The organism is Anabaena sp. CCY 9910 (assembly GCF_963920875.1).
Lineage (GTDB): Bacteria > Cyanobacteriota > Cyanobacteriia > Cyanobacteriales > Nostocaceae > Trichormus > Trichormus variabilis.
On record NZ_CAWUDJ010000006.1, the window covers coordinates 97,297 to 110,182 of the forward strand.

9 protein-coding genes are annotated in these 12,886 nt (G+C 41.8%); 4 read left to right on the forward strand and 5 right to left on the reverse strand.

What is annotated here, in order from left to right; genetic code table 11:
- Nucleotides 1-4: 4 nt before the first annotated feature.
- Together ACM5QX_RS07395 and ACM5QX_RS07400 are read right to left on the reverse strand one after the other, a co-directional pair.
- Nucleotides 5-304, reverse strand: a complete 300-nt coding sequence (locus ACM5QX_RS07395; RefSeq protein WP_268744647.1) for an HU family DNA-binding protein — start codon at nucleotides 302-304, stop codon at nucleotides 5-7.
- 532 nt (nucleotides 305-836) lie between these two features.
- A complete protein-coding gene (locus ACM5QX_RS07400) occupies nucleotides 837-2,411 on the reverse strand; it encodes a cobyrinate a,c-diamide synthase (RefSeq protein ID WP_414753030.1) in 1,575 nt (524 codons plus the stop codon).
- A 437-nt stretch (nucleotides 2,412-2,848) separates the two neighbouring features.
- On the opposite strand from ACM5QX_RS07400, the gene ACM5QX_RS07405 reads away from it, so the two are divergent.
- Entirely contained in the window at nucleotides 2,849-5,074 is a 2,226-nt protein-coding gene (locus ACM5QX_RS07405; protein ID WP_414753031.1) for a glycoside hydrolase family 10 protein, read from the forward strand.
- A 101-nt stretch (nucleotides 5,075-5,175) separates the two neighbouring features.
- On the opposite strand, the gene ACM5QX_RS07410 is transcribed toward ACM5QX_RS07405, so the two are convergent.
- The 3 genes from ACM5QX_RS07410 to ACM5QX_RS07420 all read right to left on the reverse strand — a co-directional run bounded on the left by ACM5QX_RS07410 (nucleotide 5,176) and on the right by ACM5QX_RS07420 (nucleotide 10,311).
- The gene (locus ACM5QX_RS07410) at nucleotides 5,176-5,871 is read right to left on the reverse strand and encodes a hypothetical protein (RefSeq protein WP_414753032.1); all 696 of its coding nucleotides are present in this window, start codon (nucleotides 5,869-5,871) and stop codon (nucleotides 5,176-5,178) included.
- 330 nt (nucleotides 5,872-6,201) lie between these two features.
- Nucleotides 6,202-6,873, reverse strand: coding sequence for a rhomboid family intramembrane serine protease (locus ACM5QX_RS07415; RefSeq protein WP_011318574.1), 672 nt, complete (start codon nucleotides 6,871-6,873; stop codon nucleotides 6,202-6,204).
- Between the two features lie 318 nt (nucleotides 6,874-7,191).
- The gene (locus tag ACM5QX_RS07420) at nucleotides 7,192-10,311 is read right to left on the reverse strand and encodes a plasmid replication protein, CyRepA1 family (protein ID WP_414753033.1); all 3,120 of its coding nucleotides are present in this window, start codon (nucleotides 10,309-10,311) and stop codon (nucleotides 7,192-7,194) included.
- Nucleotides 10,312-10,812: 501 nt separating this feature from the next.
- Between ACM5QX_RS07420 and ACM5QX_RS07425 the strand changes: the two genes are divergently transcribed.
- The 3 genes from ACM5QX_RS07425 to ACM5QX_RS07435 all read left to right on the forward strand — a co-directional run bounded on the left by ACM5QX_RS07425 (nucleotide 10,813) and on the right by ACM5QX_RS07435 (nucleotide 12,824).
- Nucleotides 10,813-11,199: a penicillin acylase family protein gene (locus ACM5QX_RS07425; protein ID WP_414753034.1), complete on the forward strand. Its 387-nt coding sequence runs from the start codon at nucleotides 10,813-10,815 to the stop codon at nucleotides 11,197-11,199.
- 331 nt (nucleotides 11,200-11,530) lie between these two features.
- Nucleotides 11,531-11,692, forward strand: coding sequence for a DUF2256 domain-containing protein (locus ACM5QX_RS07430; RefSeq protein WP_010998064.1), 162 nt, complete (start codon nucleotides 11,531-11,533; stop codon nucleotides 11,690-11,692).
- Nucleotides 11,693-11,867: 175 nt separating this feature from the next.
- A complete protein-coding gene (locus ACM5QX_RS07435) occupies nucleotides 11,868-12,824 on the forward strand; it encodes an isoaspartyl peptidase/L-asparaginase (RefSeq protein WP_414753035.1) in 957 nt (318 codons plus the stop codon).
- Nucleotides 12,825-12,886: the final 62 nt, after the last annotated feature.

Genomic DNA, 12,886 nt, shown 5'->3' on the forward strand with positions numbered 1-12,886 from the left:
GAACCTATGCTTTTGGGGGTGCTACTTTTTCTCTGAATAATTTACCGGCAGAGAAAGCAGGAACCCTGGTCGCTGGAATTTCCATCTTTTCGTTAGTTTTGGGGTTACGACCTTCACGAGCTTTACGTTCCCGTGATTCAAAAGAGCCAAATCCTACCAGCGTGACTTTATCGCCAGAAGAGACAGCTTCAATAATCGTTTCCAAAGCAGCTGTTAAGACGGCATCAGCTTGTTTTTTAGTAACACTAGCTTTTTCAGCTACGGCATCAACCAATTCACCTTTGTTCATTTGGAACTCCTTAATGTTTACTGGATATTCAGTACAGTTGCACTTTGTCGCATCTTTACTGAAGTCTCTGTTTGGAGAGATACAAAAGTCATCCTTTGGGAGTATATATACTCAAAATGGCTGTACATCCCATCGGCTCTACTTTTCAATGAATCATTCTAAGGTGTTGTAGCCAGAAGTGGATAGATGAAACCATTAATTTATATGGATTTCGGCATTTTTTTTATTTTTTAGGTCTTTGTTGCACTCAAAACTACCCCAAAAGTAGGAAAAAATACCTAGTAAATACCCTTGTGGCTAGGGAAACTTTGACTAAAAAACGTCGCCAATCATCTAAATTTAAAATGCAAAATTTTAAATTTAAAATTTCAGAAAGCTAGATTTAATCTGAGTTTGCGGGTTTCAAGTTATCATCCCCTTGGAGCAAATTATGATGACAGGGTAGGTTACTCCACTACTGAATGTTAAATTGTGTTAACAAAATTAATCTCTGCCGCCTTTAATCAGGGTTATTTGGCGATCGCCAAGCCCTGTCATCACCTATTATTTAGTGCATATGTACTAAATTCTTGGTTTCGCCGAAATAGGCACACTGCTGAATAAACCGTCGGGGAATTTCTCCACTCTCTCCCCAATGGAGATGAACATAAGAGGCATGAATATTTTTCGGGAAACCCCATCCTTCACAACCCGTATTTTCTGGGCAATCATAGCGGTAAGTTTCAAATAAGGGCTGAGGGGGCGCTGTAATCAAGTGTGAGCGATGAAACTCGTGTCCATAAATGTGAGTGCCTGCCTTCACTAACAAGCCATCCTGCAAGGCTACAGCACGGCGATATCCCAAAGTTAAACGTCCACCCATTGCAGCAGAAGTGGGTAAAACTCCCACCATCGGCCAAGATTGCCCCTCAAAATCGACAATTTGCTCACACAGATACATCAATCCCCCACACTCAGCAATCGTAGGCATTCCTGCGAGAATAGCTTGTTTCACCGCATCACGAGCGCTACTATTTGCGGCTAGCTGTGGGGCAAACACTTCTGGAAAACCCCCACCAAAATACATTCCCTGCACACCCGATGGTAGTTCCCCATCCGTTAAAGGACTCCAGAAAACCAGTTCCGCACCCAACTGCTGCAACAAATCAAGATTGTCTTGGTAATAGAAGTTAAAAGCGCGATCGCGGGCAACAGCGATTTTAGGGGGATTGGGGATTGGGGATTGGGGATTGGGGACTGGGGATTGGGGATTGAGGATTGGGGATTGGGGATTGGGGGAAAATTTTGAAGCCAGTTCTCCCCCTGCCCCCGAAGTTCGCCCGGAGGGAAACCCTCCTTGCGACTTCTCTTCCTGCTCCCTGCCCCCTGCCCCCTGCCCCCCTGCTTCTAACAGGGGTAATAAACTTTGCCAATCGAAACAAGCATCGCCTAAATCAGCAAGACGATTGATGACGGCATCTAACTCTGGTAGTTCGGCAGTGGGGATTAAACCGAGATGGCGATCGGGAATGGCGATGTTATCTTGACGACGTAGTACACCGAGTATAGGTAATTGCAGAGGTTTTAGGGCATCTTGGAGGAGAGAGAGATGGCGATCGCTGCCCACGCGATTTAACACCACCCCAGCCATTTTAATACGGGTATCAAAAGAGCAATAACCGTGGGCGATCGCTGCCACAGAACCAGACAAGCGACTACAATCAATCACCAAAACCACCGGCAAATCTAAAAGCCGCGCCACATGAGCAGTACTAGCAAAGTCAGTAGTGAGTGCTGAATGGGAAATACTAAAGTTATTCTCCCTGCCCCCTGCCCCCTGCCCCCCTGCTTCCTGCCTCCCAATTCCATCAAACAACCCCATCACCCCCTCAACCAAAGCATATTCACTCTCTTGGTGATGACGAGCAAAACAATGCTGAACGTAAGCTTCTGAAGTCAAAACTGGGTCTAAATTGCGGCAAGCACGACCAGTAACATAGGTGTGAAACATCGGGTCAATATAGTCTGGCCCGACTTTGAACGACTGCACTATGGCACTACGCCGACATAAAGATGCTAAAAGGGTGAGCGTGACTGTCGTCTTGCCCACCCCACTACGTTCCCCAGCAATAACTAAAGCCATAACAAAATAGAAGTCTTGAGTCGCTTAAATCTTAAAAGAACGTGAGTTCGACAAGTCTTTTTTGACCTCTCCCCCAACCCCTCTCTCTTGAAAAGTTCTGATCGCCGGAAGCCGGCGCTCAGACTTTTCGCTCCGACGCGGAGAGGGGAGTAAAGACCAGACATATTGACGAACAATAAAGGTTCTGAAGCCTCTCTCCTTGCAGGGGAGAGGTTTGGAGAGGGGTTTTTCCAGCCGTCGAACTCACGTTAAAAGAGTAGTATATCGTCCTAGCTAAAATTCTGACTTGGCACTACTTAGTCATTATTTGCGTCAAGTTCATCGTTAGGGCTTGCCTAAATCTTCAAGTCCTGACTAAAACCTATGTAGTGCAGCAATATATGGATTGTTGCCTTGAATCAAAAAATTCCCCATTAAGCATCAATTTTGAGCCAGTAATGCCAATTGAATTCCAACCCCAAAGCATTCGAGTTAACACTTGGTTAACTAAGCTATTATCCATACCCAAAAAATTGCTTTTTGTTCTTCAAGGTTGGCGGTCAATTAAGCGACTTTTTCCAGTCTTGTTTGCACTGTCATTTACTACAGTATTCCTACTACAAAACCTCACGCCAGCAACGGCGCAAATATCCCCATCAACACGGCAAGAAATTCGGGGAGTTTGGCTCACAAATAATGACTTTGACATCCTCAGAAATCGCGCTAAAGTGCAGGACACACTGACTCAATTGCGGCGGTTGAACTTTAATACAATTTATCCCGTTGTTTGGAACGATGGCTATACCAAATATCCCAGTGCTGTCACCCAACGCATGGGCATCCCTTATTTCTTTCGAGGCACAGAAGGGCAAGACGTAATTGCAGACATTATTAGTCAAGCTCGTAGTCAAGGCTTACTAGCTATACCTTGGTTCGAGTTTGGTTTTATGGCTCCCTTAACTTCCGAACTAGCATCCCAGCATCCAGATTGGCTGACACAAAAGCAGGATGGAACCCAAACCTCAATTTCTGCGGCGGGTGAAGTAGCCTGGCTGAATCCCTTCCACCCAGAAGTACAGCAGTTTATTACTGACCTGGTAGTAGAAATCATTACCAAATACAACGCTGATGGGATTCAATTTGATGACCACATGAGTTTACCTGTTGATTTCGGGTATGACAAATACACAATTAATCTCTACAGACAGGAAACTGGGAATCCGCCGCCGCCTAATCCTCAAGCCCAAGCATGGATAAAATGGCGGGCAGATAAAATCACCGCTTTCATGGTGCAACTCAATCAAGCTGTGAAAGCCAGAAAACCCAATGCAATTTTTGCCGTTTCGCCCAATTACTATGACTTTGCATACAAGTTGCAATTACAAGATTGGCTCAACTGGGTCAGGTTAGGTGTTGTAGATGAGTTAGTCGTCCAGGTTTACCGGAATGATTTGCAAAGTTTTAATAGTAAACTCATCACTCCAGAAATTATCGAAACACAACAATTAATACCTACTGGTATAGGTATTATGACTGGCTTGAGAAATCGCCAAGTTTCCATGTCACAAATTCAGTCGCAAGTCAGGGCGGCTCAAGAACGTGGCTTAGGAGCGGTCTTTTTCTACTACGAAAGCCTTTGGGACTATGCACCAGAGCCAGTGGCGCAACGACAGGCAGCTTTTCAACAACTGTTTCCTAATCCTGCTAGGCGTGATACTTCTCAAATCACAGCCCGAAAACCCAGTTTTAATACTATCTCAGTTCCCTTATATACAAAAGGTTCTGTAGGTCAACGAGAACGGGGTTATTTTCTGGAATTAGCAGTGGCTGGTGGTCAGCCAAGGCGTGTTCTGATGGATACAGGCTCTGGAGGGCTGAGAGTGCCGAGAGAGTTTTTAGGCAATGCCCCCATCACTAGAACTGGTCAAGTAGTCAGAGAGGTTCTAAACGATGGCACTATCCTTGAAGGAGAGTTAGTTTACACAAGTATGCGTATTGGGTTAATTGCCACCGCAGAACCTGTGCCGGTGCAAATCGTCACCAGTCGCCAATGTGTAGCCCAAAAACCTAATTGTTCTGCTAGGGGTAACACACCATTCTCTGGTATTATCGGTGTCAACTATGCAGAACGATCGCTGCCTTACAATCCGTTGAGAAAACTACCAGGGAATTTAAGTAATGGATTTATTATTGCAGGCGATCGCACTAGTGGTAACAGTAGCCTCATCCTGGGTTTAACAGCACAGAATCGGGCAGGGTTCAATCTAGCTTCCCTGACTCAACAACCCGCAATGAATAGTATTCCAGGAAATAGATGGGACTCCAGGCTCAATGGAGTTTGTTTAACTATTTCTGGCAGTGCCATGAAAAATACCTGTAATGCCAGAATGCTAGCAGATACCGGCGTAATCAGTAGTTTTATTGACTTTAAGTCTGCTTCTCTCATGGGTAAACTCAAACCCGGCAGGTTAAGCCCAAACAACACCCTCAAGTTATCCATTCCCCGCATATTTGACTACAGCCTCGCCCCAGGCAATCGCAACGGGTTTAATGTATGGAATCTCAATGTTTCACCACAGCTAGATCAAGCTATGGTTGTGAATAGTGGCATAGCACTTTTCGACCGATACAATGTACTTTTTGACCCAGTGAATGGACAAGAAGGTTTCCGTCTTCGCAGTTAAGTTGAGATTTGGTAATTGGTAATAGGTAATTGGGTTCTACCATGACCAATTACCTATTACCAAAGACCAGAAATAATATAAGTTTTCAAACACAGATGCTACTATTCGTATGCCTTAGCAGGTACTCTAAAAGCTGCATACTTCCATTCATCACCCTCTAAATATTCAATTTTAAATTCGCCTTTAGTTAATAAAGTCAGATCCGGGAATTTAAGTATTCCATTTTCTCCTAATACAACACAGTCTCCATTACTAGAAGCAGGTTGACTAGAATTTGTGCCGATTTGATTGATAATTTTGCGCTGTAATTCTTGATATTGTTGTTCTGTAATTAATTTGGAATCATACAACCTTTTAATTTCTCGTAGTTGGTTTTCTGTATCTGACCCACCTTGGGTTTGAGTATTATTTATTTCACAAGAATCAGGCTTAAAGGCTATTTTCCTCACAGGATGATCCCACCATTTAGAAAACTGAGTTAACCAATTGGTGGTTCTTGTAGTGTGTATTACTCTTACTTGATTATCCCCAATTTCTAAACGTACCCAATCTGTAGACCTTTTTTGGATTAAACCACCAAATCCCCAAGTGATTACGCTACCGACTGAAACACCACTATCTGCTAAACGCAGTTTAATAACTCTAGGTGGTAGAGCCTGGGCAATTTCTGTACGTTTCTGATTTAAAGATGCAGAATTATTCACAATCCATCCACTATTTTTAGCTGTAGCAGAGTAAGAATTTACTACTATAGAATTAGCCAACAATACTACTGCTATCAAAATTTTTACTTTCATGAATTATTAATATTTCTTAGTTTGAATGACTTTATTCTCCTAGAAAGATTACAATATGCCAGCTAAAACAGCAATAACAAGTAGATACATCTCTTCTACCATCAGCATAGTAGTTTCTTATCAAGATTATGTGATTGCGACCAATGAAACAATCGCATAAAAGAATAATCAAAAGCCCCAGATTTTGGATATAAGCTATGACTCTTTTAAATGACATATTCACTTGTATGGTTTATTGACCATTAACTGTCAACTGTCAGCAGTCAACAGTTAAAGCAAGGACAGGTTAGACGAGGTTGATTTGCTAACACCCAATCCCCGTTTTTGCTATTAGTCCCGTCTAAACAAACCAAATATAGGAGCAAGAATTATGCCGAACACAAAACCACCAATGTGCGCCCAATAAGCGACCCCCCCTGTTTGTACACTCATGTTAGCGGCTGCTTGTAGGCTGACAAGACCGGATATAACATTTTGGACAAAGAAAATACCAATAATCACTAGGGCTGGAACACTGATTGTTGTCACAAAGAAACCTAAGAACACTAAAGTTGTCACCCTAGCTTGGGGAAAACGAATCAGATAAGCACCGAGAACCCCAGAAATGGCACCACTAGCACCTAAAGAAGGAATTGTGGAAGACATCCCAATAAACCACTGACACAAGGCGGCTAAAGCACCACAAGCCAAATAAAAAATTAAATATTTGAAATGTCCCAGGCGTTCTTCAATATTGTTACCGAAAACCCAAAGAAATACCATATTTGATATCAAGTGCCACCAACCGCCGTGTAAAAATTGTGAGGTGAATAACGTCGGCCATTCACCAGCTAAATTGGAGGTTAACTCTTGAGGGACTACTGCATACTGGCTGAAGAATTGATTTAACTGTGCATTAGATAAACTCACTTCGTGAAGAAAAACTAAAACGTTCATCCCAATTAAACCGTAGGTGAAATAGGGGGTAATTCGCGTCGGATTTTCGTCGTAGAGGGGAAACACTGGTGTTTTTCCTAATCATTGATAACTGCAATATAGCTTGAATGGTTAGCAGTTGTTTAGTCTAGGTAATTAGGCTTATGCAACCAGCAAGACTGTTGTAGTGAAAAAACCATGTATTAGACATACTTATGCCGCTTCTTGATGAAGATACACTTTATTCTGTACGGTAGAGACGTTGCATGCAACGTCTCTACATCGTTTATTTGGGTATTTGGGGCAAATTCCTAGAGAATTGGTATTAGATATTTATGCACAAGCACAAACTACGCCAAAAATAATCAAATCGGATTCCCATAAAATTGTCTAAGAAAATGCTCTCTAAAATAGTGAAACCATAGTAGAGATTACCGAATTTGTATTTCTCACTTGTGGATTTTGGGTTGAGAGTACATTATATTTTTCGCGTCTCATATTATTGATTTGAGTTAGTATGACTTCATCTCGCTGTTGCCATACTGGAAATATTTTTTGTCTATCATCGTTAAATGTCTCCGAATCGATTTGATATATATCACCGACTCGCTTCAGCTTTAACCCCAACAAATTCATGAGACGGCTAAGAACCTTAATTGCTGTAATTCTTTCTTGGCAGCGAATAAAGTCAATACCCAAAACTCTTTTAATATGTCTACTATGTTGAAAGACCACATCTTTCAGCCAAATTAAGTCAGAGGCATTTTCCGTAAATTCTCGTTCTATATCAATAAATTGGGGCATTCCTAAGACTCTCATTGCCTCAACTTCTAAAGTATAGGTTTTCAAATCTGGCAGAAAAACTTTACCATTACCCCAGGATAATTGTTGATGCCATTCCTGTTGGTCTCTAATTTGAAAGTACTCACTTTCATGGGTCAGGTAGTAATGAATTAACAGTTGAGTGTAATATCCTTGATCATCTCTTAACTTGAGCGAAGGAGTGACCAAGATGCCATATCTTTGGCGGAGATTATATTTTTGAATTTGATTGCGTTCTTCATCAGTTAGAGAATGCTTGGCTGAAAGATGTTCATATTCTAAATAATCAATGTCTTTAGCAGCAGCTACATTATGGGCAGAAGTGAGTTGATTTTGCTGCTTAATTTTTTTAATTTGACGCTTGATTTCTTTACCTTTATGCCGCTTTTCTACCCAATCTTTCTGCACTTTGACAATTTCTAGAACTAATCTTTGGCGTTCTTTCAAATCACTTGGCTCTGTTGCGAGGAATGCCAAGCGTAAATCTCGAATAATATTATTGTGAACGGCATTACTCCGCAAGCGAATTTGATGCCCATCTGTAGTTAATCCTTCTTCCATCGATTGGCGATAGATACGAACAGAAGCATTTACTCTGGCGGATAATTTAGCCCATGTTCGTAAATGAATAGGGTCATAAACTAAGGGTAAATCTACATCTATTTTGTGTAATGGACTAAGCAAAGCTAGATTTTCTTTTTGATTCTCCTGATACCAATCGGATAGTAAACGATAATTGGTACTACCACTGCCAATTAAACCAATACCCCGTTTAGCACACCAGACAATTCTTGGTACATTATCCCTAACTCTCGCTAGGGCTTGTCGTGCTTCTGAGTCAGGAATTACTCCTTGAAAAATGCCATACACCCGGTCAAAGTGCTGCACATCAATACTAATACCTGTTCCTAAGCTGGGAGTCACAAACACATTACTATATTCGGTAATTTTCTGGTTAATAGCTGCAACGAAATCGACTGCTGCATGACCAGGAGTGTTAGTTGTGTGACTATTAACTACTAGGGTTTTGGGAAATTCGTATCGCAGTTTTTCTAAACGTTCTTTAAGATAACGTTCAATTGTTTCGCAGCTATAACGTCCGGAACGGCTATCAGTGGTGACGTAACATTTACGTCCTGCTAGCAAGTCTAATTCTAATTGCTGAATTAATGGTATGGGGTTAGGGGAATCATAAAAAGTTACTTCCCATCCTCGTTGTGGCTTCCATTGATTTATTAATACCCAAGGGGTGATTTTACAGCCAGATAAACCTTGTAAATATTCTAAAGATACGTCTGACAAATCAGCATCTTGGGCAATTACTAAGCCACCTGTTGATAAAACTAGAGAAATTAATCGTTGAAATAGTTTTAGAATTTTGACGCGTTTATGTTTACAAGTATTACTGTTGAGCAAATGCCACAAAGACTGCTCAACTTCATCGAGAATTATGATTGCACCTTGCCATTCTTCTGGGCGTAGTTTCCAGATAGAATCAACACATAAGCCTAAAGATGGTGTCTCTGTATTTTTTAGCCAATCACTATTTTTTGTTAAACCTTCTGCATGATTAATTCCCCATTGAATACCAATTTTTTCACATAAAAAACGTCCTAACTGAATCCTATGGGTAATTAATAATACGGGTCTATTAATATTTTTGGCTTGTTGGACAACCGCTTGTAATGATGTTGTTTTACCTGTACCTTTCGCTGATTTGACACCAACTAATCCAGAGCTAGGAAAAGGGATTTCTGCTAAATATGGAAGATTCACTGTTATGGCTGCTGGAATCGTTAATTCGCTGTGCGGTTTGATTTGAGCAAGGTAAATTTCTAAATCTACACTTTGACGATAAACTTTTTCAAAAACACTTGCACCTTTAGCAACAATTAACTCATCTACACCCTTTTCTAACCCTGGGAGTTCGATAACTTTTACAGGACATTTTCTCGCCTGGAATAAACAACCTAGTTGAGAAATGGCATTACTAACAGCCGCTATTTTTTTCTGTTGAGTTTCATAATCAAAGCAGATATAAAAAGTCCGCTTTATTGCCGTAAATACAGCTAAGTCAGGGATTAGCTGGCGGCTAGTGACTTTACCAAATTTATCTTTAACAACTCTATAACCACTGGTAATCCCCGGAATTGCGATCGCTGCATATCCCTGAGACAATAATGCTGCGGCTTTCTTGGCTCCCTCGCAAATGATGACTGGTATGTTGCGCTCCATTACCCATTGCCAAAAGCCTTCTGCTTCACCTTGGGAATTAATGGTGATATCTCCAGGAATCGGGAAATTGTAACGCCCTGAGACTTGTCTCCATATCGCCAATGTTACCCGCAGACAGAATATCCGCGTTGCTGTGCTGGGGGGATGTTCATATTTGATAGATTTGCCATTTTGACTTGTGCGCGGTTGATTTGGCTTAAAACATCCCCATTCCATACCTTGCCAATTGTTGAGAGGATCTAACCCAGAACACCACCAACCACCAGCCGTAACATGACTGTAAAGGTGTAACCAGCCACTTTTAACCATTCCCGTGTTGGTGCGGGGTAGGTGTTCGGAAATTAATAGATGCTCATAGGCGCTTACGCCTTGGAGAGATTTAAAATTAAGCTGAGTCAAGTGTAATTCTATACCACTACCCTTGACTAATTCTTCCAGGTGTTGTGGGTGTAAATCTAGCAGACGCATGGGAAAACCGCGAACGGAATTAAGATGAATTTAAAACTTAGCACGCCTTGACTAGTTTGTTATGGAAGAAAATATGATAAATACTAGATATTTTTATTACACAGTCTTGTGAAATACATCGGTATAAGTGATAGTGGTTGATTTTGTCAGATCCCATTGCTCAAGTAATAAGTTTGTATTGTAATATTTGATGCTGTTAAATTTTATAGTTCAGTAATATTTCTAATTTGGGTCAACTAGCATAGACTTATAAGCTTTGTCAATCAAAAGTTTTGCCATAATTGTAGATATAGATGGGTTACTCAGAGAATTTATTTTTTAATACAAAAAAAATAAAGCTTCGTACTTATGTCTATAAGTAAAACTCTAGTTGATTCACTTGATAAAATTATTTCTGCCTAAGTATGTAGCAAAACTTCACGTAAGACATTTTACGAGAGATAAGGCAGCAAGCTGTATAATGTCCCAGTGATTTGATTGGTGCTGGGACAGCACCCAAACATGAAAAGCTTCCGAAAACTTAAGTTGTATCAGGAACTAAAAACTACCGTAATTCTTCTATTGGTGCTGAGTATATTATTGTGGGGATTTTTATCTTACACTGTACAGCGTTCTTTTCCTCTAGAAAATGGAGCGATCGCTTTACCCTCAATCAAATCTGAAGTTACCATCAAACGCGACCAATGGGGAATCCCCCATATCTACGCCAGCAATTCCCATGATTTATTCATGGCTCAAGGTTATATTCATGCACAAGACCGCTTTTGGCAAATGGACTTTTGGCGGCACATCGGTTCAGGACGACTGGCAGAAATGTTTGGTGCTTCCCAATTAGAAACTGATAAATATCTGCGAACGATGGGCTGGGGAAGGGTAGCGCAGCAATAAATCCAGCAAATCGAGTCCAATACAGACCTAACCCCCAACCCCTTCCCTACAAGGAAAGAGGAGTGGGACTCAAAGCCTTTTTCCTACGAGGAGAGAGGTCAAAGTGTATTGCATACAAACGAGAAGCGCTATATAGAGCAATGCAAAAACCACATCAACTATTAAATAAACAGCCTATGTTAATATCTTGTTGAACTAGCGTCCCAAAACCAGTCTATAGGAGGACACACAACACAATTGTTCGCCAAGTGAATCCTCCTTTTGTAGCAATCTATGTATAATTATCTTCCACCACTCTTAGAAATCTAACACTAGTCAGTACGGTATTTATATGGCACGTACTCGTTCTAAATCTGACCTGCCTACAAAAATCTGTCCGGTATGTCAACGTCCCTTTACATGGCGGAAAAAATGGGAAGATTGCTGGGACGAGGTGAAATATTGCTCAGAACGATGTCGCCGTCGTCGTTCTGAGGCTAAAACTGGAGATTAGATACTGGGTGTAGGAGCAGAGGGTAGGGGAGCAGGGAGCAGGGGAAGCAGGGGAAAGCAGGGGGAGAACTTACTTCAAGATTTTCGCCCAATCCCCAATCCCCAATCCCCAATACCCAGTCCCCAGTCCCCAAAGCCCAATATTCAAACTAAAACGCAAATAGTGCAGGGTATAAATGAAGTCACAGGTGCAACCAAAATTAATTATTCATGGGGGGGCAGGTAGTTCTCTCCACGGCAAAGGTGGATTAGAAGTAGTGCGCCAAACACTCCATGCAATAGTAGAGGAAGTCTACACCCTATTATTGTCAGGAGCAAATGCTTCTGTCGCAGTGGTGCGGGGTTGTCAACTGTTGGAAGATGAACCCCGCTTCAATGCTGGTACTGGTTCAGTGCTGCAATCTGATGGGCAAATCCGCATGAGTGCTTCCATCATGGATGGTGCATTAGGACGCTTTAGTGGTGTAATAAATGTTTCACGGGTAAAAAATCCGATTGAGTTAGCACAATTTTTACAAAATTCCCCAGACCGAGTACTGTCAGATTACGGCTCGGCTGAATTAGCCAGGGAAATGCAAATTCCTAGCTATAACGCTTTAACTGAGCTGCGATTACAAGAATGGATACAAGAAAGACAAGATAATTTCAAAAGAACAATGGCTGGGGTAATAGCCGAACCAGAACTTTTGGAAACTAGTAATGCCGGACGTGGCACAATCGGCGTAGTAGCTTTAGATACCTATGGTAAACTAGCAGTTGGTACATCTACAGGTGGTAAAGGCTTTGAACGCATTGGACGTGTCAGTGATTCTGCTATGCCGGCAGGTAATTATGCTACTAATTATGCTGCCGTTAGCTGTACAGGCATCGGTGAAGATATTATTGATGAGTGCCTAGCCCCCAAGATTGTCATTCGTGTCACAGATGGATTGTCTCTGCAAGAGTCTATGCAGCGCTCCTTTGCCGAAGCACACGAAAACAAAAGAGATTTCGGAGCGATCGCCTTAGATGCCACCGGAGCGATCGCCTGGGGTAAAACTTGTGACATTATCCTCGCCGCCTTTCATGATGGCGAAAAAATTGGGGATACATTAGAACTCGCAGGTGGTACCCAGGTGGGTAGTATAAGTTAGGGATTGGGGATTGGGGACTGGGGACTGGGCGAAAATCTTGAAGTTAGTTCTCCCCCTGCTTC

Bases quoted from the DNA above. Each gene is read 5' to 3' on its own strand.
- ACM5QX_RS07400 (WP_414753030.1), bottom strand. From the start codon at position 2,411: ATGGCTTTAGTTATTGCTGGGGAACGTAGTGGGGTGGGCAAGACGACA.
- ACM5QX_RS07405 (WP_414753031.1), top strand. From the start codon at position 2,849: ATGCCAATTGAATTCCAACCCCAAAGCATTCGAGTTAACACTTGGTTA.
- ACM5QX_RS07410 (WP_414753032.1), bottom strand. From the start codon at position 5,871: ATGAAAGTAAAAATTTTGATAGCAGTAGTATTGTTGGCTAATTCTATA.
- ACM5QX_RS07420 (WP_414753033.1), bottom strand. From the start codon at position 10,311: ATGCGTCTGCTAGATTTACACCCACAACACCTGGAAGAATTAGTCAAG.
- ACM5QX_RS07425 (WP_414753034.1), top strand. From the start codon at position 10,813: ATGAAAAGCTTCCGAAAACTTAAGTTGTATCAGGAACTAAAAACTACC.
- ACM5QX_RS07430 (WP_010998064.1), top strand. From the start codon at position 11,531: ATGGCACGTACTCGTTCTAAATCTGACCTGCCTACAAAAATCTGTCCG.
- ACM5QX_RS07435 (WP_414753035.1), top strand. From the start codon at position 11,868: ATGAAGTCACAGGTGCAACCAAAATTAATTATTCATGGGGGGGCAGGT.